This is a genomic window from Actinosynnema sp. ALI-1.44 (genome assembly GCF_001984155.1).
Classification (GTDB): domain Bacteria; phylum Actinomycetota; class Actinomycetes; order Mycobacteriales; family Pseudonocardiaceae; genus Kibdelosporangium.
In genome coordinates this window covers 628,398-651,455 of record NZ_MTQO01000052.1, presented here as the reverse complement: position 1 = coordinate 651,455, position 23,058 = coordinate 628,398, and the positions used below count along the sequence as shown (strand labels likewise).

The 23,058-nt window shown below is 68.1% G+C and carries 20 protein-coding genes; 9 read left to right on the top strand and 11 right to left on the bottom strand.

Features of this window, described 5'->3' with window-relative positions; translation table 11 throughout:
* Positions 1-29 precede the first annotated feature (29 nt).
* Together ALI144C_RS40970 and asnB are read left to right on the top strand one after the other, a co-directional pair.
* The gene (locus ALI144C_RS40970; RefSeq protein WP_202819172.1) at positions 30-860 is read left to right on the top strand and encodes a phytanoyl-CoA dioxygenase family protein; all 831 of its coding nucleotides are present in this window, start codon (positions 30-32) and stop codon (positions 858-860) included.
* 19 nt (positions 861-879) lie between these two features.
* Positions 880-2,769: an asparagine synthase (glutamine-hydrolyzing) gene (asnB, locus tag ALI144C_RS40965; RefSeq protein WP_076992581.1), complete on the top strand. Its 1,890-nt coding sequence runs from the start codon at positions 880-882 to the stop codon at positions 2,767-2,769.
* On the opposite strand, the gene ALI144C_RS40960 is transcribed toward asnB, so the two are convergent.
* The 3 genes from ALI144C_RS40960 to ALI144C_RS40950 are packed head-to-tail and all read right to left on the bottom strand — an operon-like array spanning position 2,764 to position 5,365.
* Positions 2,764-3,801 (bottom strand): CU044_5270 family protein, encoded by a 1,038-nt coding sequence (locus tag ALI144C_RS40960; RefSeq protein WP_076992580.1) that lies wholly within the window; start codon positions 3,799-3,801, stop codon positions 2,764-2,766. The genes asnB and ALI144C_RS40960 overlap by 6 nt on opposite strands.
* A complete protein-coding gene (locus tag ALI144C_RS40955; RefSeq protein WP_076992579.1) occupies positions 3,798-4,400 on the bottom strand; it encodes an RNA polymerase sigma factor in 603 nt (200 codons plus the stop codon). The genes ALI144C_RS40960 and ALI144C_RS40955 overlap by 4 nt, the downstream gene beginning before the upstream one ends.
* Positions 4,401-4,429: 29 nt before the next feature.
* Positions 4,430-5,365, bottom strand: a complete 936-nt coding sequence (locus tag ALI144C_RS40950; RefSeq protein WP_076992578.1) for a LysR family transcriptional regulator — start codon at positions 5,363-5,365, stop codon at positions 4,430-4,432.
* A gap of 101 nt (positions 5,366-5,466) precedes the next feature.
* On the opposite strand from ALI144C_RS40950, the gene dnaE reads away from it, so the two are divergent.
* Positions 5,467-8,991 carry a DNA polymerase III subunit alpha gene (gene dnaE / locus ALI144C_RS40945; protein WP_076992577.1) on the top strand — a complete coding sequence of 1,175 codons (3,525 nt, stop codon included), beginning with the start codon at positions 5,467-5,469 and terminating at the stop codon, positions 8,989-8,991.
* A 9-nt stretch (positions 8,992-9,000) separates the two neighbouring features.
* On the opposite strand, the gene ALI144C_RS40940 is transcribed toward dnaE, so the two are convergent.
* The gene (locus ALI144C_RS40940; protein ID WP_076992576.1) at positions 9,001-10,266 is read right to left on the bottom strand and encodes an aminotransferase class I/II-fold pyridoxal phosphate-dependent enzyme; all 1,266 of its coding nucleotides are present in this window, start codon (positions 10,264-10,266) and stop codon (positions 9,001-9,003) included.
* A 202-nt stretch (positions 10,267-10,468) separates the two neighbouring features.
* On the opposite strand from ALI144C_RS40940, the gene ALI144C_RS40935 reads away from it, so the two are divergent.
* Complete coding sequence (locus tag ALI144C_RS40935; RefSeq protein WP_076992575.1) at positions 10,469-11,542, top strand: hypothetical protein; 1,074 nt, start codon at positions 10,469-10,471, stop codon at positions 11,540-11,542.
* Here ALI144C_RS40935 and ALI144C_RS40930 read toward each other — a convergent pair.
* Entirely contained in the window at positions 11,503-13,098 is a 1,596-nt protein-coding gene (locus ALI144C_RS40930; protein ID WP_076992574.1) for an NAD(P)/FAD-dependent oxidoreductase, read from the bottom strand. The two genes, ALI144C_RS40935 and ALI144C_RS40930, sit on opposite strands and share 40 nt — an antisense overlap.
* A gap of 282 nt (positions 13,099-13,380) precedes the next feature.
* On the opposite strand from ALI144C_RS40930, the gene ALI144C_RS40925 reads away from it, so the two are divergent.
* Positions 13,381-15,573: an esterase-like activity of phytase family protein gene (locus ALI144C_RS40925; protein ID WP_202819171.1), complete on the top strand. Its 2,193-nt coding sequence runs from the start codon at positions 13,381-13,383 to the stop codon at positions 15,571-15,573.
* 46 nt (positions 15,574-15,619) lie between these two features.
* Here the strand turns inward: ALI144C_RS40925 and ALI144C_RS40920 are convergent, their stop codons facing one another.
* A complete protein-coding gene (locus ALI144C_RS40920; RefSeq protein ID WP_076992572.1) occupies positions 15,620-16,042 on the bottom strand; it encodes a RidA family protein in 423 nt (140 codons plus the stop codon).
* A gap of 82 nt (positions 16,043-16,124) precedes the next feature.
* Here ALI144C_RS40920 and ALI144C_RS40915 point away from each other — a divergent pair, with 82 nt between their 5' ends.
* Both ALI144C_RS40915 and ALI144C_RS40910 read left to right on the top strand, forming a co-directional pair.
* Positions 16,125-17,036: a GlxA family transcriptional regulator gene (locus ALI144C_RS40915; RefSeq protein WP_076992571.1), complete on the top strand. Its 912-nt coding sequence runs from the start codon at positions 16,125-16,127 to the stop codon at positions 17,034-17,036.
* A 32-nt stretch (positions 17,037-17,068) separates the two neighbouring features.
* The gene (locus tag ALI144C_RS40910; protein WP_076992837.1) at positions 17,069-17,368 is read left to right on the top strand and encodes a DUF1905 domain-containing protein; all 300 of its coding nucleotides are present in this window, start codon (positions 17,069-17,071) and stop codon (positions 17,366-17,368) included.
* A 22-nt stretch (positions 17,369-17,390) separates the two neighbouring features.
* Here ALI144C_RS40910 and ALI144C_RS40905 read toward each other — a convergent pair whose 3' ends face one another.
* From ALI144C_RS40905 to ALI144C_RS40895, 3 genes are read right to left on the bottom strand one after another with little or no spacing between them, the layout of a single operon-like run.
* Positions 17,391-18,200: a heavy metal-binding domain-containing protein gene (locus ALI144C_RS40905; RefSeq protein WP_237774552.1), complete on the bottom strand. Its 810-nt coding sequence runs from the start codon at positions 18,198-18,200 to the stop codon at positions 17,391-17,393.
* A 13-nt stretch (positions 18,201-18,213) separates the two neighbouring features.
* Complete coding sequence (locus ALI144C_RS40900) at positions 18,214-19,026, bottom strand: heavy metal-binding domain-containing protein (RefSeq protein WP_076992570.1); 813 nt, start codon at positions 19,024-19,026, stop codon at positions 18,214-18,216.
* Positions 19,023-19,445, bottom strand: coding sequence for a hypothetical protein (locus ALI144C_RS40895; RefSeq protein WP_143231159.1), 423 nt, complete (start codon positions 19,443-19,445; stop codon positions 19,023-19,025). The genes ALI144C_RS40900 and ALI144C_RS40895 overlap by 4 nt, the downstream gene beginning before the upstream one ends.
* A 323-nt stretch (positions 19,446-19,768) precedes the next feature.
* Here ALI144C_RS40895 and ALI144C_RS40890 point away from each other — a divergent pair, with 323 nt between their 5' ends.
* Both ALI144C_RS40890 and ALI144C_RS40885 read left to right on the top strand, forming a co-directional pair.
* Complete coding sequence (locus ALI144C_RS40890; protein ID WP_076992568.1) at positions 19,769-20,893, top strand: sensor histidine kinase; 1,125 nt, start codon at positions 19,769-19,771, stop codon at positions 20,891-20,893.
* Entirely contained in the window at positions 20,890-21,549 is a 660-nt protein-coding gene (locus ALI144C_RS40885) for a response regulator transcription factor (protein ID WP_076992567.1), read from the top strand. Before ALI144C_RS40890 ends, ALI144C_RS40885 begins: the two co-directional genes overlap by 4 nt.
* Before the next feature lie 11 nt (positions 21,550-21,560).
* Here ALI144C_RS40885 and ALI144C_RS40880 read toward each other — a convergent pair whose 3' ends face one another.
* A complete protein-coding gene (locus ALI144C_RS40880; protein ID WP_076992566.1) occupies positions 21,561-22,550 on the bottom strand; it encodes an alpha/beta fold hydrolase in 990 nt (329 codons plus the stop codon).
* Between the two features lie 23 nt (positions 22,551-22,573).
* Entirely contained in the window at positions 22,574-23,056 is a 483-nt protein-coding gene (locus ALI144C_RS40875; RefSeq protein ID WP_076992835.1) for a DinB family protein, read from the bottom strand.
* Between the last annotated feature and the right edge of the window lie 2 nt (positions 23,057-23,058).

The window sequence follows — 23,058 nt, the reverse complement described above, 5'->3', positions numbered from 1 at the left end:
CACCGGCAATGAACCTTGCCTGGCGGGCGATGACCGCCGACGAGCGCGACCAGTTCGACGAGGACGGTTTCCTGATCATCCGTGGCGCGCTTTCACCGGAGGAAGTGGACTTCTACCGCTCGGCCATCGAGCGGGTGTACGCGAACCACGTGCCGGGACAGGCGATGCACCTGCTCAGCGCGGTCCGCAACTGCCCTGACCTGGTCGGGCTGCTCGACCACCCCGCGGTCTTCGGGTACGTGTGGTCGACGCTCGGCTGGAACGCGCACGTCTACCACTCGCACGTCGACGTGCACCCGCGTGTCGACGAGCGCAGGCCGTTCTGGTGGCACTGGCACCAGGACGGCGGCAGGCAGAACCGCGAGATCGAAACGGATCCGCGGCCCATGCTGTCGGTGAAACTCGCGTACTGGTTCTCCGACCTGGCCGAGCCGGGCCGCGGCAACCTGACGATCGTTCCCGGCAGCCACAAGACGAACTGGCTGCCAGGGCCACCGCGCCGCGACGTCGAATGGCCGCGCCCGGCCGGGGCTGTCGAGGTGACGGTGAATCCCGGCGACGTGCTGTTCTTCGACCGCAGGATCTGGCACGCCCGGTCGGACAACCACTCCGACATCACGCGCAAGGTCGCGTTCATCGGCTACACCTACCGCTGGATCACCATCCGTGACGAGGTCGCCGACCTGCCCGCGCAACCGTGGTGGCGCGACGTCAGCCCCGTGCAGCGGCAGCTGCTCGGGCACGCGGGTGACGGCACGGGCGACCACGCGTGGGGCCATTTCCCCGACACCACACCGCTCTACGGCGAGCTGGCCGGTCGTGGGCTGCTGGACTCGAGCATTCCCGCACTGATCCCCTGACGAGAGGTGAACCCGCGCCATGTGCGGACTGCTCACTTACATCAGCGCCACCGCATCGGCGAACTCCTTGGTGGACGGGATTTCCGACGCGTTGGCGACGCTGCACCACCGCGGGCCGGACGCGACCGGTATGAACGTCGTCGGCCACGACGTCGTGATGGGCTTCAAACGACTGTCCATCATCGACGTCGAGAACAGCGACCAGCCGTTGGAACACGCCGACGGCCGGTACGTCATCACGTTCAACGGCGAGATCTACAACTACGTGGAGCTGCGCGAGGAGTTGATCGCCCAGGGCGCCGCCTTCCGCACCAAGGGCGACACCGAGGTGATCGTCGCCGCGTACCACCATTGGGGAGCCGACGCGGTGCGACGGCTGCGCGGCATGTTCGCGTTCGTGATCTGGGACCGGATGGAGCGGGTCGCGTTCGGCGCGCGTGACCCGTTCGGCATCAAGCCGTTGTTCCATCTGGTGACCGAGCACGGCGTGTTCTTCGCCAGCGAGAAGAAGGCGCTGCTGCCGTTCTGCGCGTGGGGCGACGACACGCTCAACCACGAGAGCCTGTCGCACTACCTGACGCTCCAGTACGTTCCGGAACCGGCGACGCTGCACCGCCAGATCGGCCGGATCGGGTCGGGGGAGCGCTTCACCTACCGGCCGAACGGACCGGACCGCGGCATGGCCACCCGCCGCTACTGGCGCCCGGAGTTCCGGCCGGTGCCGCAGGACGACCCGGAGGCGTTGTACGGGCGGATCCGCGAGGCGCTGAGGGAAAGCGTCCGGATCCACATGCGATCCGACGTCCCGGTCGGCGCGTTCCTGTCCAGCGGGATCGACTCGACCGCCGTGGTGGCGCTGGCCCGTGAGGTCAACCCGGACATCCTGACGTTCACCGCGTCACTGGAGGTCGACGGGTACTCCGAACTGCCGGTCGCCGAGGAGAGCGCGCGCCACCTCGGCGTGACGATGCACCCGGTGCTCGTCGACGCGCAGATGATGATGGACGCGTTGCCCAGGATCATCTGGTACCTGGACGAACCGGTGGCCGACCCCGCGCTTGTGCCGTTGTACTACGTGGCACGCAAAGCGCGGGAGTACGTGACCGTGGCGTTGTCCGGCGAGGGGTCGGACGAGTTCTTCGCAGGTTATCGCGTCTACCGGGAGCCGTTGTCGCTCAAGCCGGTCACCACGCTGCCGACAGGTGTGCAGCGCGGCCTGCGTGCCGTGTCCAAGGCGATTCCACAAGGCGTGAAAGGCAAGAGCTTCCTGGAACGCGGCACGACACCGATCGAGCAGCGCTACTACGGCAACGCGCGGATGTACACCGAGCAGGAGAAGTCCTTGCTGCTCAAGCAGTACGACCCCACCGTCAGCTACACCGACGTGACCGGCCCGGTCTACGCCGAGGCCGCGCACCTCGGCGATGTCGAGAAGATGCAGTACGTGGACCTGTACACGTGGTTGCGCGGCGACATCCTGGTCAAGGCCGATCGGATGTCCATGGCGAACTCGCTGGAGGTCCGGGTGCCGTTCCTGGACTACGCGGTGTTCGACGTGGCGTCGACGATCCCGGCGGAGCTCAAGTTGCCGCCCCGGTCGGCGGAGACCAAGTACGCGCTGCGGCGGGCGTTGGCAGGCGTTGTGCCGCCGCAGATCGTCAACCGGGTGAAACTGGGCTTCCCGACGCCGATCAGGGTGTGGCTGCGCGCCGAGATGTACGAATGGGCGCAGCACATCCTGGACTCGTCCAAAGCCGGGCACCTGATCGACGTCGACTACGTCCGCCGCCTGCTGGCCGACCACAGGAAGGGCAACGCCGACCACAGCCGCAAGATCTGGACCGTGCTGGTGTTCTGCCTGTGGTACGAGATCTTCGTGTCCGGCAACCTGGATCCGCGGCCGTCATGACTTGGCGCCGATGCTGCTGACCACCGACGTGGTGATCGTGCTCGCACCGATCTCGGTGCCGGGTTTGACCAGAGGGTTGGACGGCTGCGGCCCGGCGGTCGTCCGCGTGCCGATGGACTCGCCGGTCACCAGGTCGATCACCAGTTCCTGGTGCTCGCGGTCGTCGTCGAGGCCGAGCGCGATGCCGCTGCGGCCGTCCACTGTGGTCCGCCGTTCGATCACCCTGACACCGGGGATCAGGGCGAGCGCGCGGTACCACTGGGCACGGACCCGCGCGGGCATCAGACCGCGGGTGAGGGCGTCGATTCCGATCTTGAACAACCCCGGCGCCTTCTGTGCACCGTACTGCGCGGCCAGCGCGTCCAGTTGCTTGTACAGCATCCGGGGATCCTGTGGCAGCGCGGCGTAGAAGTCGGCTCTGTCCAGTTGGTCGCAGTCGAAGTCGCCCGAGTTCACGGGGGCGCCTGCCTTCTGGCACTTCCCGCGTCGGTCGCTGTCGGGTACCTGGTTGTTGCGCAGCCGTGCGGCCACGTCGGCAGGCACGTCCACCAGGTACTTCGGTTCACCGAGTCTCGTCCGGCGGACCTGCCGGATCCCGCCGGGGTCCGCGGGGATCCAGCGTTCGAGCAGTTCTTCCTGGAGGTAGGGATAGCGTTCCTTCTTCTCCGGGCCGATCACGTTGTTGTAGGTGGTCCACCTGTGTTCGGCGATGTAACGGTACTGGCCCGGCTTGATCGGTTTGTCCACCGCGCCGACGTCCGTGATGTCCGCGGCCTTGTTGAGCACTTCGGGGGCGGAGGCCAGCGGGAGTTCCTGATCAGGGGACGGCGCTGTCCGGACGACAACGATCGTCGCGGCCAGCGCGATGGCGCCGACCGCCGCCGCCACCGGGATCACCCACCGGTGCCTGGTTCGCCGCGGCGTGACACCGTCGATCTCGTCCATCAGCCGCTGCCGCGCGTCGGCGAGGTCGGCGGGGGCGGCACGGGCATCGCGGTGCAACATCGCGAAGGCCTCGTCGAGTTCCTTCATCGGGCGGCGTCCTTCGCGGAGTTCATGAGCAGGGTTTGCAGACGGGTGCGCAGGCGGTGCAGGCGGGACCGGACCGTGCTCGCCGGGATGCCCAGTGCCTCGGCCACCTCGGCCGGTTCGAGACCGGCCCACGAGGTCAGCAGCAACACGTCCCTGTCCTGTTCGGTGAGTTTGGCCATGGCGGCCGAGAGGGTGCGCATCCGCGCGGCGGCGTCGACCCGGTCGGCCACGAGCGTGTCGTGGTTCTCCACGGTCGGCTCGGCCGCGCCCGCCTTCGCGGTCAGCCTGAACCCGCGCTCCTCCCGTCGGACGTGGTTGCGCAGGAGGTTCGTGGCGATGCCGTACAGCCAGCTGCGGACGGTGGCCTGTTCCGGGTCGTACGTCGAGCGTCTTCGCAGCGCGATGAGGAACGTCTCCGCGACCAGGTCGTCGGCCACGTCGGCGCCGACCCGGCCGGCGAGGTAGCTCCGGATCGGCCTGGCGTGCTCGTCGAACAGCCACGCGAAGACCTCCTTCGGATCTCGCGTGACCAGGTCGGGCCGCTCAGCTCGCTCGCCGATATGGATCACGATATGAGTTGTCGCGAGTCCCGCCCGCATCACCTTCGTCCGAGCGAGTGAGGCCCAGGTCACATTGCGAGCCGCCGGTCAGCTTCCGGGAGCCACACCGCCGCGGCGCGCGGTGGCTGGTAACCCCGGCGGACGTACTCGATCAGCTCCGGCAACGCCGAATGCGGCTTGCGCCTGTGCCACAGCAGCGAGCACAGGTAGGACGGGACCGGCGGGTCGATCGGGACGCGGACCACGCGGGAATGCCGCGGCAGCGCCACCAGCGCGCCGACCAGTCCGACCGTGTCCGGGAGTTCGGCGAACCGGCCGACGAAATACTCCCAGCCGAAATCGGGACCGCTGGTGTCGATGTGCAGTCCGAATTCATCGGCGACCCGGTCGTAGAATTCGGCCCATTCGCTGCCCGGCTCGTTTCCCGGCATCCAGATCCGGGTGCCGGACAATTCCCGCATCGCCACGCTCGATCGTTTCGCCAAGGGGTGTTCGACGTTGACGAGCACCTGGGAGGCTTCGAGGTACGCGGGGATGGCGGCGATCCCGTCCTGGTCGAGCGACCCGATCACGCGCGCGAAGGCCGCGTCCACCGTGCCCGCCTTGAGCGACTCCCTGGCATCCCTGAGGCCACGGGAGGTGACGATCTCCAAGCCGATGTTCGTCGTGGCGTGGAACCGGCGGACGAGTTCGGTGGACGTGACGCGTGTGTCGAGCACGTCGACCCGTAACGGCAAACGCTTGCCACGCAACATGTCCACCGTCTGGTCGGCCACGGCCAGCAGGTTGCGCGCGTGCGGCAGGAACGCCGCGCCCTCCTTGGACAGCGTCGTGCCGGAGCGCAGCCTGGACAACAGGACCGTGCCGTACCGGGCTTCGAGCTTGGCGATCCGACGTGACACCGCCTGCTGGGTGATGCCCAGTTCCGCCGCGGCCTCGCCGAAGTGCCCGAAGTCCGCGACGGCCACGAACGCCCGCACGGCGGCCAGGTCCAGATCGCTCACAGGCGCAACATTAGCCTGCCCTGGCGGGACAATTGTTGGTTGTCGTGGTGAGCGTGTTGTTTGTTTGCCCGCACATCGCCGTCTCGGCTCGAATACCGCCCGTGTCTTCCTTTGCTCATCTGCACGTGCACACCGAATACTCGATGCTGGACGGCGCCGCGAAGATCGGACCGCTTTTCGACGAGGCCGCCCGGCTGGGGATGACCGCGGTGGGCATGACCGACCACGGCACCATGTCCGGTGCCGACGAGTTCTTCCAGGTCGCCACCAGGACCGGGATCAAGCCGATCATCGGCGTCGAGGCGTACCTCGCGCCCGCCAGCAGGCTGCACAAGAAGCCGGTGTTCTGGGGCCAGGGCGGTGATGTCGTCGGGGGCGACGTCTCCGGTGGTGGCGCGTACACGCACATGACGATGCTGGCCCGGGACGCCACCGGCCTGCGCAACCTGTTCAAGTTGTCCTCGCTGGCCAGCGTGGAGGGCTACTACCGCAAGCCGCGGATGGACCGCGACCTGATCACCGAGCACGCCGAGGGGATCATCGCGACCACCGGTTGCCCGTCCGGCGAGGTCCAGACCCGGCTGCGGCTCGGGCAACGAGACGAGGCGCTGCGCGCGGCGGCCGACTACCGGGACATCTTCGGCCAGGACAACTTCTTCGTCGAACTGATGGACCACGGCCTGACCATCGAGAAAGTGGTCCGCGACGGCCTGCTGGAGATCGCGGCGAAGCTCGGCCTGCGGCCGGTGGCCACCAACGACTCGCACTACGTCACCAAGGACCAGGCCGAGGCGCACGCCGCGCTGCTGTGCGTCCAGGTGGGCAAGACCCTCAACGACCCGACCCGGTTCAAGTTCGACGGAGACGGCTACTACCTGCGGTCCGCCGAGGAGATGCGTGCCTACTGGGACACCGAGGTCCCCGGTGCCGCGGACACCACCCTGGTGATCGCCGAACGGATCGAGCCGTACGCCGAGGTCTGGCAACACCGCGACCGGATGCCGCTCTACGAGCCGCCGGACGGGCACGACGTGCAGTCGTGGTTCCGCGCGGAGGTGATGCGCGGGCTCGAACGGCGGCTGCCGGGTGGAGTGCCCGACGAGTACACCCGGCGGGCCGAGTTCGAGATCGACGTCATCGTGCAGAAGGGATTCCCGGCGTACTTCCTGATCACCGCCGACCTGATGAACCACGCGCGGGAGGTCGGGATCCGGGTCGGTCCCGGGCGTGGCTCGGCGGCGGGGTCGCTCGTGGCGTACGCGATGGGCATCACGAACCTGGACCCGATCGAGCACGGCCTGCTGTTCGAGCGGTTCCTCAACCCGGAACGCGTGTCCATGCCCGACATCGACATGGACTTCGACGACCGCCGCCGCGGCGAGATGGTGCGGTACGCGACCGAGAAGTACGGCACCGACCGGATCGCGCAGGTGATCACGTTCGGCAAGATCAAGACCAAGGCGGCGATCAAGGACGCCGCCCGCGTCCACTTCGGACAGGCCGGGTACGCCGTCGCCGACCGGATCTCCAAGGCGCTGCCGCCCCCGGTCGCGGCCAAGGACATCCCGCTGTCGGGCATCACCGACCCGAAGCACGAGCGCTACCCGGAGGCAGCCGAGGTCCGTGCGCTGATCGAGAGCGACGCCGACGTGGCCACGATCTTCGAGACCGCGCGTGGCCTGGAAGGGCTGATCCGCAACGCGGGAGTGCACGCCTGTGCGGTGATCATGTCGTCCGAGCCGCTGATCGACGTCATCCCGCTGTGGCGCAGGGACGACGGCGCCATGATCACCAGCTGGGACTACCCGTCCTGCGAGGCCATCGGGCTGCTCAAGATGGACTTCCTCGGCCTGCGCAACCTCACGGTGATCGGCGACGCGATCGACAACATCGAAGCCAACCGCGGCGAGACCGTCGACCTGGACGCCCTCACGACCGACGACGAGAAGACCTACGAACTGCTCTCGCGTGGTGACAGCCTCGGCGTGTTCCAACTCGACGGCGCCGCCATGCGTGACCTGCTGCGACGGATGCGACCGACCGGTTTCGGGGACATCGTCGCTGTCAACGCGTTGTACCGGCCCGGTCCGATGGCGATGAACACGCACAACAACTACGCCGACCGCAAGAACGCCAGGCAGGCGATCGAGCCGATCCACGCCGAGCTGGCCGAGCCGCTGCGCGACATCCTCGCCGAGACCCACGGCCTGGTGGTGTACCAGGAGCAGATCATGCAGATCGCCCAGCGCGTCGCCGGGTTCTCGATGGGCCGTGCGGACGTGCTGCGCCGCGCGATGGGCAAGAAGAAGAAAGAGGTGCTCGAGAAGGAGTTCGAGGGCTTCCGGGAAGGCATGCGCGCCAACGGTTTTTCCGACCAGGCCGTGCAGGCGCTGTGGGACACCATCCTGCCGTTCGCCGGGTACGCGTTCAACAAGTCGCACGCCGCCGGGTACGCGCTGGTCGGCTACTGGACGGCGTACCTGAAGGCCAACTACCCGGCCGAGTACATGGCGGCGCTGCTGACCTCGGTGTCGGACAACAAGGACAAATCGGCGATCTACCTGTCCGAGTGCCGCCAGTTGGGGATCAAGGTCATGCCGCCGGACGTCAACGAGTCCGCGCACCGGTTCGCCGCGGTCGGCGACGACATCCGCTTCGGCCTCGGCGCGGTCCGCAACGTCGGCGCCAACGTCGTCGACTCGATCACCGCAACCCGTGCGGCCAAGGGGAAGTACATCTCGTTCAGCGATTTTGTGGAGAAGTCGGAGCTGGTGTGCTGCAACAAGCGCGTGCTGGAGTCGCTGATCAAGGCCGGGGCGTTCGACTCGTTCGAGCAGCCCCGCAAGGCGCTGTTCGACGTGCACGAGGAAGCTGTCGACGCGGTCGTCGGGCTCAAGCGGCGCGAGGCGATGGGCCAGTTCGACCTGTTCGGGTCCACACAGGACGAAAGCGACTCGTCGCCGTTGGCGCACCTGCGGTTCGACGGCGACGAATGGCCGCGCAAACAGTTGCTCGGGCTGGAGCGGGAGATGCTCGGCCTGTACGTCTCGGCGCACCCGCTCGACGGTGCGGGGCACGTCCTGCGCAGGCACGCGCCGAAACCGATCGCGGCCTTGCTGGCCAACCCGCCGCGTGAGGGCGAGGTGGTCGTCGCCGGGATGATCTCGTCGCTGGAACGCCGGGTGAACAAGAAGGGCGAGAGCTGGGCGATCGCGGTGCTCGAGGACCTCGACGCAGCGGTCGAGGTGCTCTTCTTCCCCAAGAGCTACAGCGTGCTGGCCGCTGACCTGGCCGAGGACGCGGTGGTGCTGGTCAAGGGCAGGGTGAACTGGCGGGAGGACAAGATGGCCGTCTTCGGATCCGACGTGTCCGCGCTGGACGTCAGCGTCACCGAGGAACCGCCGCTGACGCTGGAGATGCACGCGGCAGACGTGGACCGCGACGCGGTCGCCGAACTGCGCTCGACGTTGCGTGCGCACAGCGGGACCACGCCGGTGCGCATCGTCGTGCGGCATCTCCAGCGGCGCACCACCCTCGCGGTCGACGACTACCCGGTGACCGTCAGTTCCGCGTTGCTGGGTGAACTGAGGTCCGTTCGAGGCGTGAGAGTGGTGCGGGGTGCCTGAGGCGGCGGTTCACGCGGAGGCGAGCTTCTCGTAGCCGACCAACCGGACGCAGGTGGCCACGCCGTCGATGGCCTGCTCCAGCTCGGCCATGTCCGGGAAGGTCGGGGCGATCCGGATGACGCTGTCGGTCGGGTCCTCGCGGTACGGGTGCGTCGAACCGGCAGGCGTCAGCGCGATACCGGCCTCCTTGGCCTTGGCCACGACGTCCTTCGCGCAGCCCTCGGGCACGTTCAGCGTGATGAAGTAGCCGCCTTTGGGGCGCGACCAGGTCGCCAGGCCGTCGAGTTGCTCACCGAATACGCGCAGGACCACGTCGAACTTCGGCTGGATGATCTCGCGGTGCTTGCGCATGTGCGCGCGGACACCGTCGGCGTCGCGCAGGAACAGCACGTGCCGCAGGTGGTTGATCTTGTCCGGGCCGATCGAGCGCTTGGCGCTGTAGCCGAGCAGCCACTTCACGTTGGCCTCGGACGAACCGAAGAACGCCACCCCCGCGCCGGCGAGGGTGACCTTCGAGGTGGAGCCGAAGACGAACACGCGGTCCGGGTTCCCCGCCGCCTCGCACGCGGCGAGGATGTCGGCGACCTGGATTTCCTCGTCGGTCAGGTGGTGCACGGCGTACGCGTTGTCCCAGAAGACCCGGAAATCAGGCGCCGCCGTGGTCATGGCGGCCAAGCGGCGCACGGTCTCGTCGCTGTAGGTGGTGCCGTCCGGGTTGCTGTACTTCGGCACGCACCAGATGCCCTTGATGCCCGCGTCCTCGCCGACGAGCCGCTCGACCTCGTCCATGTCCGGGCCGTCGGCGGTCATCGCGACGGGGATCATCTCGATGCCGAACCGCTGGCACAGATCGAAATGCCGGTCATATCCGGGAACCGGGCACAGGAAAGCCACCCGCTGCTCGTCGGCCCACCGGCGCTCGGCACCCGGCAGCACACCGAGCAGCGAGTGCACGACGACGTCGTGCATCAACTCGAGGCTGGAGTTGCCCTGCGCGAGCAGCTGGGCGGCGGGCACCTGCAGCAACTCGCTGAAGATCGCCCGCAGCTCCGGCAGGCCCTGCCCGCCGCCGTAGTTGCGGCAGTCGGTGCCGTCGGCCGCCTTGAACCCGTTGTCACCCGGCAGCGCGAGCAGGTCGTTGGCGAGGTCGAGTTGCCGCGCCGACGGCTTGCCCCTGGTCAGGTCCAACTTGAGGTTCTTGTCCAGCAGGGCGGCGTAGTCCTTCTTGGCCGCTTCGAGCCGGGCTGACACGTCGTTGTTCAGGTCAGTGGTCACGGGGACTTCCTTTGGGGCTTGCCGTTGGCGTCACCAGGACGTTATAAGGCGACCGGAGTGGACCGCGACCCGGTATGCCTTCGCTGTCCCATCCACCTCGCGCAGTTGCCTGCGACAGGCATCGAGTTCCGCCGCCGACGGCAAAAACGCATCAGTAGAATCGACGGACGGGGCACCTGGCCGAACAAGAAGGGGAGGCCTTGTGGGCGAGGGCAGCAGGTTACGGGCGAAGACTGCCAATTTCTTCGTCGCATGGGTTCAACGGCGACGCTATTACGCCATCATCGCGGCCGCGCTGATCGTGGTGACTGTCGGTTTGTTGTTCTTCGCCAGATCATTGTCCGACTACGGCAAGAATCTCAGTCTCAACCTCGGTGCCGACCTGATCGGGACCATCGTCGTGCTGTTCCTGATCGCGCCGTTCCTGACCAAGGCCGATCGGCTCAACGAGGCTGTTCTCGACCGGTTCAACCACCGGGCCTTCATCCGGCAGGCCGCGGGCGCCCGGCACCAGATCAAGATCATGGAGCTCTGGACGGACCTGTTGCAGGGCGGCTACCAGGACGAGTTCCTCGCCGCGCTCAAGGAGGTGCTCAGCCGCAAGGTCGAAGTCCGGATCCTGCTGCTCGACCCGGACGCGCGCGCCGCCGAGCAGCGCGCGGACGACCTGTTGCAGCAGACCGACGTGGTCGACAACATCCTGGACAACCTGCGTGTGCTCAACGAGTTCAAACGCGACCTGCCCGAGCACATGCGCAAGTACCTGGACGTGCGCACCTACAAGGCGCTGCCGCCGGTGCAGATGTACCGGGTGGACGACCACGTCATCGTGTCGTTCTACCCGGTCAACATGACCTCGTGGAACGCCGCGCAGTACCAGACCAGCCCGCAGGCGCAGCTCGGCCAGTTCGTCGGCACGAAGTTCGACGAGCTGTGGGACGCGCGCAGCACCCGCTGGCTCGACCAGTTCTGGTCGCTGACCCTGGAGGACGAGCAGGGCGAGCGGTACGAGACCCGGTTCGTCACCGACGACGAGCAGATCTACGTCAGCGGCCGCAAGATCGTCGAGCGCAACCTGCGCAGCGGGATCGACGGCATGCCGGTGTGGATCGTCAACGGGAACTCCAAAGGAGAGGTGCACCGGTCACGCCGGTACCTGCTCACGCCGCTCGACCAGACGTCAGCGGATCTCGCCGTCGCGATCGACCACTTCAACCGCAAGTACGGCGACACGCATCAGGACGTGATCCTCAAGGTGACGGCATCGCCCGAGTAGAACCGCCGCAGCCGTGACGGGTGGAAACGGGTGTGCATCTCGTGTCGCTGTCCTCGCAGCGCGGCGAGGACAGCGTCCGCGACGGCGGGGGACTGGGTGAACCCGCCGGTGTTGTGCCCGCCCGTGACGATCAGCGTGCCGCCGCTCGCGGTCTTCATCGTCTCGAACACGCCGAGGCACGATGCCGTCCACGGCCGGACGCACAGCCTGCGGCTGGCCGCGAGGGTGCCCGCTTCCCGTGCCGCCGCATAGGCCTTCGGGAAGAAGTGGCGGATCGTGTCGGCCAGCGCGTCGAACAGCACGTCCAGTTCGGTCGAGTCGATGTTGCCCGGATCGGTGCCGGTCCAGCCGTATCCGGCGCCGCAGATCAGGATCGGCTCGCCGTCGGGGCCGGTTCCCAGCGTCACGTTGGTTTCCTCGGCGCGGTGGCCCTTGCGGGCGATCTTCACCGAGTGGTCCAGCTGTGGCTCCACGTTCGGCACCGTCAGCCAGACGCCGAGCATGCCCGTGATCTGGCCGTGCGACGCGGTGCCGCGCAACAACTCCCCGCCGTACGCGCCGGGCGACAGGACATAGTGGTCGCCACGGACAACCGTGTTCCGCGCCAGCACACCGCCGGGCACGCCCGGGGCCGTCCAGTGGATACCGGTGACCGGTGTGTCCCAATGGAACCGGACGCCTTCGGCGGTGAGCAGATCGACCAGCCGGGCGATGAACTCGTGGATGTTCACGGTGAAGCCGACGACCTCGATGCCGCCTGCCACCGGTGCGTCCGCGAGCGCCGGGTAGTCCACACGGACCTGTTCGGGCGTAAGGACTTTCCGGGTCGCACCGAGTCGGTCGTTGCGCTCGACGTGCCAGCGGTAGTAGTCCTCGTCGGTGTACAGCCGCAGGATGCCGTCTCGGTGTCCGTTGAACAGGCCGGGGTCCGACGCCATCAGCCGGTCCCAGCCCTCGCCCGCGGTCCGGTTGGCGGCGAAGATGTCCTCTGTGTAGCTGTCGGCGAGCCACGCGGGGATCCGGTGGAACTCGTCGGCCCAGTCCAGTTCCCCGGCCGACAGCCCGCCCGGCTTGGCCACCAGCCAGCCGTGGTCGGTGATGGACCGGGTGAGCAGGTCCTTCGACGGCCACGACCGGCTGTTGTAGCTGTCGGCCTCGGTGAGCGTGAACATCCGGCCGTCCCCGCCACCGCGGGTGCAGCCGTACGCCGTCCAGTCGGCGTCCGCGCGGGGATCGGGCGAGCGTTCGTACACGTCGACCCGGTAGCCGGAACGCGCCAAAGCCAAGGCGGACACCAGGTTCACGATTCCGGCGCCGACCATCACCACGGCACGGCCCGCGGCCGCGGACGGGACGGGTATGCGGTCGGCGAAATCCCGTTCAGCGGCGGCCAGTGCGGCGTTCACGTCGCCGTCGGGCCGGACGACCGCGTCCGGCGCCAGGTCCTCGATCGCTTGCGCGACGACCTCGTCACTCGCGGTGACGAGATCGGGCCGGTGGATCACCGTCGGCTCGTCCACCGTCCCAGTGGACGGGTGAATCAGCAGGATGCGCACCGGTTCTGCCTTCGCTCGCTCTCACCCCGAATGGTACGTGGTGCGCGGCGTACGCAGGACGGATGCGTCCCTGTGGTGCCTGGGGCGTGTCAGCTGTTGTTGCCATCCAGGACCGGACATGCCCCCACCTCGATCGTGTAACAGCGGAAGAGTAGACGCGACCACATCGAGTGTCCATTCGACTACCCGGGGAACAGCAAGGAGTTCCGCCGCCTCGTGTTCATCCTCTGGTCGTTTGGACCGGCCACAATGCGCCATCCGTCGTTCGAGGTAGGAGAACCAGTGGCAAGACCGGTTCGGTTGGGTGCGGGCCTGGTGGTCTGCGGATTGATTTTGACCGTGACCCCGGCGACAGCGAGCGTCGCCGAACGTTTCGAGCGATTCGACACGATGTCGGTGTTCGCCAACAGTTCGGCCGCCGAACACACCGCGGCTGAGATCGCCGCGGCCACGGCGGACGGCAGGCTCGTCGTGTACACCGACTCGCCCGCGCGCCGGATCGGGTTCGCCAAGGTGGGCAAGGAGCTCAGGCCGGACGGCGTGCTGGCCATGCCGGGCGAGCCGACATCGGTCGACATCGTCGGCCGCCTCGCGCTGGTCGCGGTGAACACGTCGAAGTCCTACACCGAGCCGTCCGGTGTGCTCGTGGTCGTCGACCTGACCAAGCGGTCGATCGTGGCCAGGCACGACCTGGGCGGCCAGCCCGACTCGATCGACATCTCCGCCGACGGCCGCTACGCCGCCATCGCGATCGAGAACGAGCGGGACGAGAAGGTCAACGGCGGCAGGATCCCGCAGTCGCCCGCCGGCTACCTGGCCATCGTCGACCTGGTCGGCGGCGGCCCGGCCGACTGGCGGACCCGCAAGGTCGAGCTGACCGGGATCGCGCAGGTCGCCCCGGACGACCCCGAACCCGAGTACGTCAGCATCAACAGCCGCGACCAGGTGGCCGTCACGCTGCAGGAGAACAACCACATCGCGATCGTGGACCTGCGCACCGGCAAGATCACCAAGCACTTCTCCGGGGGGACGGCCACCGTGCACGGCGTGGACACCGCCGACGACGGGAAGATCTCGCCGACGGGCACGATCACCGCCGCCCGCGAGCCGGACGCGGTGGCCTGGCTGGACGACCACACGCTCGGCACCGCCGACGAAGGCGACTACCTCGGCGGCTCCCGCACGTGGACCGTCTTCGACGCGGACACCGGCGCGGTCGTCTACTCGTCGGGCAACGAACTCCAGCAGATCGCCGTCAACCAGGGCCAGTACCCGGACGGCCGGTCCGGCAAGAAGGGTGTCGAGCCCGAGGGCCTGGCGGTGGCGACGTTCGGACGCGACCGGTACGCGTTCGTCGGCATGGAACGAGCGAACCTGGTCGCGGTGTACGACGTGCGCAACCCGCGTAAGCCCCGGTTCCTGCAGGCGTTGCCGACCGGAGTCGGTCCGGAGGGCGTGCTGCCGATCCCGGCGACGAGGTCGCTCGTCGTGTCCGCCGAGGAGGATTCCGCTTCGGACGGCATCCGGTCGTCGCTCAGCGCCTACCGGCTGACCAGCAAGCCGTTGGCGTTGTCGTTGCAGCACAACGAGGGCACGCCGTCGATCGTCTCCGACGGCATCGGGTTCGGCGCGCTGTCGGGGCTTTCCGGGATTCCCGGCAACTTCCGTGACGTGGTGTCGGTGACGGACGCGGCCTACAACCCCACTCGTGTGCTCACGATCGACACGCTCGCCGCGCCCGCGCGAGTGCGCAGGGAACTGACGCTGACCAAGGACGGCAAGCCGGTCGGCTACGACGGCGAAGGCATCGCGGCCCGTCGTCACGGCGGGTACTGGATCGCGGTCGAAGGCGACGCCAAGAAGTCACCGAACCTCCTGGTCGAGGTGGCGCCGGACGGCGCTGTCACACGGGAGATCCCGCTGCCCGACGCCGTCGCGCAGACGGCGACGAACAACGGGTTCGAAGGCGTGACCGTGACCGGTGGCGGCAAGGACGAGCAGGTCTGGCTGGCCGTGCAGCGGGAGTGGAAGGCCGACAAGCCCGGCCAGGCCACGCTGGCCCGGTACACGCCGGCGACGGGGGAGTGGGCGTTCGCGGCCTACCCGCTCGACGCGGCACCGGCCGGGGCGTGGATCGGCCTGTCCGATGTGACCGCGGTCAACGACCGCACGCTGCTGATCCTGGAACGCGACAACCAGCGCGGCGACGCGGCCAAGGTCAAGAAGGTCTACCGCGTCGACATCGGCGGGCTCAAGCCGGTGCCCGCCGGGGGTGACAAGCCGCTGGTCGCGAAGACCCCGGTCCGGGACCTGCTGCCGGCTCTGACCGCGGGCGGCGCCGCCACGCACGACAAGCCGGAGGGCCTCGCCGTGATCAACATCGGCCCGTTGCGCAAGCTGGTCGGCGTCGTGGACAACGACGGCCTCGACGACGCTCCGGGCGAGTCGGTCTTCCTGCGCCTCGGCTGGCTCTGACAAACACCACCCGCCGGTGGCCGGAACGCCCGGCCACCGGCGCCCGTCACACCTTGGCGGTCATCCTGATCTCCACGAGCAACTCGGGGAACGCCAGCCTGGTCGTGCCCACGATCGTGCTGGCGACCTGGGGGTCCTGCCTGCCGTACGCGGCCTTGCGGACCTCGCCGACGACCTCGAACGCGGCCGCCATGTCCACCACGAAGATGACCTCGTCGACGACGTTGTCCAGCGACGCGCCGAACCGGCGCAGCATCGTCTCCGCGTTCATATAGGACTGTCGCATTTGGGCGCGCATGTTTCCGAAGTCGGTGATCTTCCCGTCCTCGTCGAGTGGAGCCGGGGCGACGAGGTCCGCGCCGTCGTGCGAGACCTGGCCGGACAGGTGAATCGTGTCACCGTGCCGGACGGCCTGCACATAGCCGTAGCCCGCTTCCCAGGGAACACCGAAGCTTTCGGTCTGTGTCATGCCGTCGACGGTAGAAGCGTGGGCGCGCACGAACGAGGGGCAACGGTGCCGTTCACAGCAAGGATCGTGCCACCATGGAGACGTGTCACGTACGGTCGCGATCCTGGCGGTACCCCAGCTCTACCTGGTCGACTACAGCATCGCCGCCAACGTCCTCGGCGAGCGCTACCCGCTGATAGTGTGCGGCACCGCGCCCGCCCGCGCCGACGGAGTGACGATCGCGCCGACGCACGGCCTCGACGCGCTCGGCGAGGCGGATGTGGTCGTGGTCCCTGGTTACGAGGAACCACACCTGCCCCTGCCGGACGACTACCTGGAAGCGATCGCCCACAGCGAGGCCCGCGGTGCGACGATCCTGGCCATCTGCACGGGGACGTTCGGCCTGGCGGCCAGCGGGATCACGGCAGGGCGGCAGGTCACGACCCACTGGCGGCACACGGACCAGTTGCGTGCGATGTACCCGGACACCGAGGTCGTCGACAACGTCCTGTTCGTGGCAGACGGCACCCTGCTGACCTCGGCGGGCGGGGGCGCGGGCATCGACGTGTGCCTGCACCTGATCCGCGACGACTTCGGCGTCGACGTGGAACGCGCGGCGGGCAAGAGCATCGTCGCGCCGCCCACCCGGCCGGGACCCCAGCCGCAGTACGTGGACGTGATGTCACCGCCTGGAACAGATCTGTCCGAGACCCGGACGTGGGCACTGGACAACCTGAGCGCGCCGATCACGGTCGACGGCCTCGCGCGGCGCAGCGCGATGGCCAGGCGCACGTTCATCCGCAGGTTCCGCGACGAGACCGGCATGCCGCCGATGCAGTGGCTGACCTCGCAGCGCGTGCTGGCCGCCCGCAGGCTGCTGGAGACCTCGGACTGGTCGGTCGACCGGGTGGCCGAGCGGACGGGGATGGGGACCGCGGCGAACTTCCGCGTCCTGTTCCGCAGGGAAACGGGCCTGTCACCCAGCGAGTACCGCCGCCTGCACCGCTCGCGGTAGAACTGTCGGAGCCCTGTGCCATGCTGCGGGGCGTGATCGTCACGTTCGATGCCGACCTGTGGCTGTGGGACGCGCGCAAGTCCGAAAGCTGGACGTTCGTCAGCGTGCCGGAGGCCATCTCCGAGGAGATCCAGGAGATCACCGAGGGAGCCAGACGCGGCTTCGGCTCGGTCCGGGTCATCGTCACGGTCGGTGCCACCGTCTGGCGCACGTCGATCTTCCCCAGCGCCGAGGGCTGCTACGTCCTGCCGATCAAGCGCGCCGTCCGCAAGGCCGAGGCGCTCGACGTCGGCGGCACCGCGACCGTCATGATCGAGCTCGTCGATTTCTGATCCACAAGGGTGCGTGCCGGGCTTACGCGTCGAGACCGAGGACGAAGTACGGGTCCGGGATGGTGTGGTCGTCGCGGATCGGACGCACCGCGGTGCCGATCGCGAAGAACTCCGTGGTGTGACTGCCCCACGTGTGGTTGAGCTGGGACAGCTGCACGCCCACGATCCCCTCCGCGCGCAGGTCCTCGGCTTCCTTCCGCATGCGCTGCATGGCGAGCTCCCTGGCGTTGTAGAGCGCCTGGGTGTATTGCGTCAGTTCAGTGTTGCGCCCGATGGAGGACACCACGTTGCCGACCGTCCGGTGCGCCACGTGGTAGACGCAGGTGCCCATCACCATGCCCACTGGTGTGTACCCGGTCTGCAGCAACGTCCAGAAGTCCTGGCCGGACAGGTCGGACGTGAACGGCTGGTTGCGGTGGTTGCGCCACTGACCTCCTGATTCCGCCTTGACCGCGGTGCCGATCGCGACGAACTCCGCGATGTCCGATGCCCACTCCTTGCGCTCGACCTTCAGGCGGACCGCCACGATGCCGTCGGCGCCGAGCACGTCCGCCTCGGTCTGCATCCTCGCCATCGCCAGCTCCCTGGCGTGGTACATCGCCTGGGAGAGCTTGTCCAGCTCCTGGTTGCGGCTCCATCGGCCGAGTTGGAGCCCGACCTGGTACACCGAGGTCCCCAGCACCATCCCCAGTGGCCGGAAACCCGCGTGGCGGACCAGCAGGAACTCGTTCACCGACATGTCCGACGTGAAGATCGCCCCCGGCTTGCCCGGCTTCAGCTCGTTGAGCCTGGCCATCGCCTCGGCCGACAGCTCCGCACCGCTCGAGTCCATCCGTCCCCCTCCTTCAACGAAGCCGCATCACCGGCAGCGGCGGCGTGCCCGGACCACCGTGTCGGAACGGCGTGATCGCCGTACCGACCACGATCGCCTCGGCCAAGCGGTCATGTCCTGCCCGCTGCGGCATTCGGCACAGCTGCAGACTCAGCTTCAACGACACGGCACGCGCGACGACGCCCGCGCCGCCGAGGCGAACGACTTCGTGGCGGATCTGGTCCCTTGCGGCTGTCCGCGCGGCCTGTGCCAGCTCGGTGTAGCCACGAATCTCGGCGTTGTCCCGCCACCTTCGTGGTATCAACGGGTTGCTGTCGTCGTGCCGCAGCACGACTGCCAACCCGATGACGAGGCCGCACGGCACCCAGCCCGCCTCGATCAGCTTGGCGAAGTCCTGCCCGCTCAGATCGGACAGGAAAGGCTCCGGTGACCGCACGGCGCCCGTCGCGCGCACGGCCGTGCCGACAGCGAGGAACTCAGTCCCGCCGAAGGGGAACGGCCTGGTTGTCAACTCGACTGCGACGACGCCGTCGCCACCGAGCGCACGGCATTCCTGCCGCATGTGGTTGACAGCGCGTTCATGGGCGTCGTGTGCCGCCACCCGCATCTCGGGCGCGGCACGTACGACCGGGGCGACCACAGATGCCGGTCTGAACAGCCGATCACCGGCGTCCGGTTGGGTGTACCCGCAGGTGCCCGACGTCGTCGTGTCCCGCAGGTTGAACACGTAGTTCCCCATTACCAGACCGACCGGGGCGAATCCGACCGCGCGGAGGGCGTGGTGTTCAGCGACGGTGATGTTGGAGGTGTACGCGCCCTCTGTCACGGCTGGTCCGGCAACGTCAGGCGTTGCAACAACTCCACGGTGGCAGCGTGGGCCTGTGCGTGCCGTACGAGTGCTTCCGCGAGGTCATGGGACCACACGTCCATGCCCACGGTTTCGGTTCGCAGCACCACACCGCCGGACTCCAGCCGCACCTGCGCCGTCACAGGTTGCCCGACGGCTTTCCGGCGCAACGTGAACCGGCGGTCACCCAGCTGGACCGCGATGCCGAGCACGGGCGCGTCGCTCCTGGCGCCACCGAACAACCGCGTTTTGCGGTCCACTCGCACCACTTCCAGCGGCAGGCTGTCGGCCAGCATGGTGATCAGGAGACCCGCGTACGACGAAAGGTCGTCGCTGTCGCGCCGCAGCCGGGCAGCCAGTGCCGCCAGATCCCATCCGGACATTCCCCCAGCGGTCATGGCGCTGATTGTATGCGTCCCGAACACGGCTGTATGGCGTGCCACGGAGGTGAACACGCTGTACAGCGCGGAAATCTCGTCCTGGGTGGACGGTGGACCCGGTGGTTCAGCGCGTGGCGACCGGCAGGAAGCGGCACCCGGAGTACGCAGCCTTGCGTATACGGCGCCGCAAAAGCGCTGGACGGGATACGCCCCAAGTGGCTTGTAGTCGCGTTGCCGCACGCGAAGAATCGGGGCATGACATGCAGTCCCCGTGATCGACCGTCGCGGGCCGTATGCTCGTGGGCGTGGGCGGTTTTCGCGCGACAAACTGGGGTCTGAGGATGCCGTCGCCGCGTGAACTCGGGTACGCGGGAATGGTGGCCGTCGTGCTGGTCCTCGGCACGATCGGTGCCGCCGCACTGCAGGCCGGCCGCGCCAAACCAGTGGACGTCTGGGCCATCCTGCTCGTCGTCATCGCGAGCACGGCGACTGTCGCGTTGCGTCACGCAGCGCCCGTCGTGGCGCTCGCGGTGGCGATGACGGCCACAGGCGGCTATCTGCTCGCCGGCTACCCGTACGGGCCGATCCAACTCTGCATGATCATCGCCATGTTCGGGGTGGCCAGGCGGATTCCGCTGCGGATGTCGCTGGTGGCGTGCGGCGTGGCCGGGATCGTCGCGTACTCGACCGTTGCCGCCAGATTCGCCCGCGAGGTGGAAACACCGCTGTTGCTGTCGTTGGCCTGGTTGGCGTGGGTCGTGTTGCCGTGGTCGCTCGGTGCGCTGGTGCAAGCCGTGACAGTGTCTCAGCAACGGGCTCGTCAGGAACTCGTCACCCGGGTGGCTTTGGAGGAGCGGATGAAGATAGCCGCCGACGTGCATGACGTGGCCGGGCACGGCTTCGCCCTGGTGGCGATGCAGGCGGGCGTGGCGCTGCTGGTGTTCGACGAGCAGCCGGAACAGGCCCGCAAGTCCCTGGAAGCCATCCAGGCGACCAGTGCGAAGTCGCTGACCGCGCTGCGCGGCATGCTGGAAACGGTGCACTCCAAAGAACCGGACAACGGAGAAGACCACGACGTCACGGGTCTTGCCGGGTTACCCGAGTTGGTGGAACAGGTGCGCGCCGGTGGCTTGCCGGTCGACCTGGCCGTGGAGCCGGTGGGTGCTCGGTTGGCCGAGGATGTCGATGTGGTCGCCTACCGGGTTGTGCAGGAGTCGTTGACGAACGTGCTGCGGCACGCCGGGGAGACGACAGCGGACGTGCGGATCGCACGGCAGGAGGACGAATTGGTGGTGCAGGTGGCCGACCGGGGGCACGCCACACCGGGGCAGACCCCGCGGCTGGGCCGGGGGTTGACGGGAATGCGCAGCCGGGTCGAGGACGTCGGTGGCAGGCTGGCGGCGGGGCCGCGCTCAGGTGGTGGGTTCCAAGTGGTGGCTCATCTGCCGTTGGGGGGCGAGCGGTGATCAAGGTTGTCCTCGCCGACGACCACGAGCTGGTTCGGATGGGCTTGCGCGTGTTGATCGAGCGCGAAGAGGACATGACTGTTTCCGGGGAGGTTTCCAGCGGGCAGGCCGCGCTGGACCTGCTTCGCCGGGACCCGCCGGACATCCTGTTGCTGGATGTTCGGATGCCGGGAATGGACGGATTGGAGACTCTTCGGAGGATCGCCGCCGATCCGGAGATTTCCCGGACTCGGGTTGTCATCGTCACCACGTTCGAGGTGGACCAGTACGTTTTTGAGGCGCTTCAGGCTGGGGCTGCGGGTTTTGTCCTGAAGGACACGGCTCCCGACGAGTTGGTCAGGGCGATCCGGGTGGTCGCCCAGGGGGAGGCGTTGCTGTCGCCTTCGGTTACGCGCCGGGTTGTTTCGCTGTTCAACCGGCAGGTTGCTCCTAGGTCCGCTCCTGTCGGCGGGGTGGACGAGCTCACTGACCGGGAACGTCAGATGGTTGCCTGGGCCACCACTGGCTACTCCAATGAGGAGATTGCCAAGGAGTTGGTGTTGAGCCCGGCCACTGTGCGGACGCACATCAGCCGGGCTATGGTCAAGCTGCATGCTCGTTCGCGGGCTCAGCTCGTTGTTTTCGCTGTTCGGGCCGGGTTGACCATCGATCAGTGACCCGGCAACGGTCACCCGGCGAGGAAGCGCCCTAGCTCGGCAGCGACGAACTGGGGGTTCTCCTCGACGAGCCAGTGCCCGGCGTGCGGTACGTCCGCCCCGCGCACGATGTTCGTGATGCGCGGGGCCACAGTGCCCCGGATGGCGTCGAGTTGACCCTGGGCGGTCATCAACAGCGTCGGGACGCTCGTCGGTGCCGCCGACACTGTGTCGCGGACGTCCTTGTCCAGGGCGCGGTAGAGCTCGAAACCACCGGACAGCGCCTCAGGCCTGCTGTACGTCCGGGCGAACTCGTCGATCTCGCTGTCGGTGAACGGTGACCGGTCGGATGTGCCGCCGAAAGCCGTGCCACCGAACGAGACCTGGGGGTAGAACAGGGCCAGGTAGTCGCGCACGTCGTCGCCGACGACCGCCTCCGGGACGCGCCGCTGGGTGTGGAAGGCGATGTGCCAGCTCAGCGTGCGGTACATGGCCGCGTCGATCGCGGGGCCCGGCAGCGGCAGGTCGAGGTAGCCGAGCCGGGCGGTGTCGGCGGGGAACTGGCTGGCGTACTGGAACGCGACCGCCGCGCCGAAATCGTGTCCGATGACGGCGGCGTCGCCTACCTTGAGCCGGTCGGTGATCAGGGTGTGCACGTACCGCGCCAGCGTGGCCTTGTCGTATCCGGTCGGCGTGCCGGTGCTGTCGCCGAGACCGGGGAGGTCGACGGCGTAGACGGTGTGGTTCTTGGCCAGCTCGGGCATGACCGGCCACCAGCCGTACCAGGTCTGCGGCCAGCCGTGGATCAGCACGACCGGTGACCCGGTGCCGCCTTTCACGTAGTGCATGCGGACGCCGTCGACGTCGGCGAACTCGTGCCGGAACGCCTTGGCGAACTCGGGGTCGCTCTGGGTGGCGGCGGCGTACGGCGGTGCGGCGTCTGTCGGGGTGGCGCAGGCGGTTCCGAACGTGAGTACGAGGGCGAGCGCGATGGCGGCCGTGCGCCTTGGTCGGGTCTTCATGTGTTCCTGTTTCTGTGAAGGGGTCAGCGCCCGGTGGAGCCGTCGATCAGTTCACGGAGGATGTCCGCGTGTCCGGCGTGGCGGCCGGTTTCCTCGATCATGTGGGTCAGCGCCCAGCGGACACTGGTACCCCGGCGGCCGGGGACCGGCCCGGCCAGATCGATGCACGCGTCGAGCACGTCGTTGGCGCGCTCGACCGCTTCCCGGTAGCGGGCGACGACATCGGCGACGCTGTCGTCCGGTGCGGCGTGGAAGGTCGCCTGCCAGTTGGTGACCTTGTCGCCGAGGAAGGTCGCGCGTTCGACGAAGGTCAGGTGGTTGAGCACGCCGAGCAGGTTCGTGCCGGACGGCACCATGGCCGCCCGCGCCTGTGGGTGCGGTGCGCCGTCGACCTTCGCGGCGATGGAGTCCCTGAGGTAGTCGAGGAAGCCGCGCAGGACCTCGGTCTCGCTCGTGCCGGTCCGGGGCGGTGGGGTGTCACCGCGACGCTTCTTGGTGCTGGGCATGG

What these genes read in the sequence shown, in the direction of transcription:
- ALI144C_RS40955 (WP_076992579.1), bottom strand. Translation starts at nt 4,400, where the DNA reads ATGCGGGCGGGACTCGCGACAACTCATATCGTGATCCATATCGGCGAG.
- ALI144C_RS40905 (WP_237774552.1), bottom strand. Translation starts at nt 18,200, where the DNA reads ATGGACTCGAGCGGTGCGGAGCTGTCGGCCGAGGCGATGGCCAGGCTC.
- asnB (WP_076992581.1), top strand. Translation starts at nt 880, where the DNA reads ATGTGCGGACTGCTCACTTACATCAGCGCCACCGCATCGGCGAACTCC.
- ALI144C_RS40970 (WP_202819172.1), top strand. Translation starts at nt 30, where the DNA reads ATGACCGCCGACGAGCGCGACCAGTTCGACGAGGACGGTTTCCTGATC.
- ALI144C_RS40880 (WP_076992566.1), bottom strand. Translation starts at nt 22,550, where the DNA reads ATGAAGACCCGACCAAGGCGCACGGCCGCCATCGCGCTCGCCCTCGTA.
- ALI144C_RS40875 (WP_076992835.1), bottom strand. Translation starts at nt 23,056, where the DNA reads ATGCCCAGCACCAAGAAGCGTCGCGGTGACACCCCACCGCCCCGGACC.
- ALI144C_RS40890 (WP_076992568.1), top strand. Translation starts at nt 19,769, where the DNA reads ATGCCGTCGCCGCGTGAACTCGGGTACGCGGGAATGGTGGCCGTCGTG.
- ALI144C_RS40895 (WP_143231159.1), bottom strand. Translation starts at nt 19,445, where the DNA reads ATGACCGCTGGGGGAATGTCCGGATGGGATCTGGCGGCACTGGCTGCC.
- ALI144C_RS40960 (WP_076992580.1), bottom strand. Translation starts at nt 3,801, where the DNA reads ATGAAGGAACTCGACGAGGCCTTCGCGATGTTGCACCGCGATGCCCGT.
- ALI144C_RS40920 (WP_076992572.1), bottom strand. Translation starts at nt 16,042, where the DNA reads ATGACACAGACCGAAAGCTTCGGTGTTCCCTGGGAAGCGGGCTACGGC.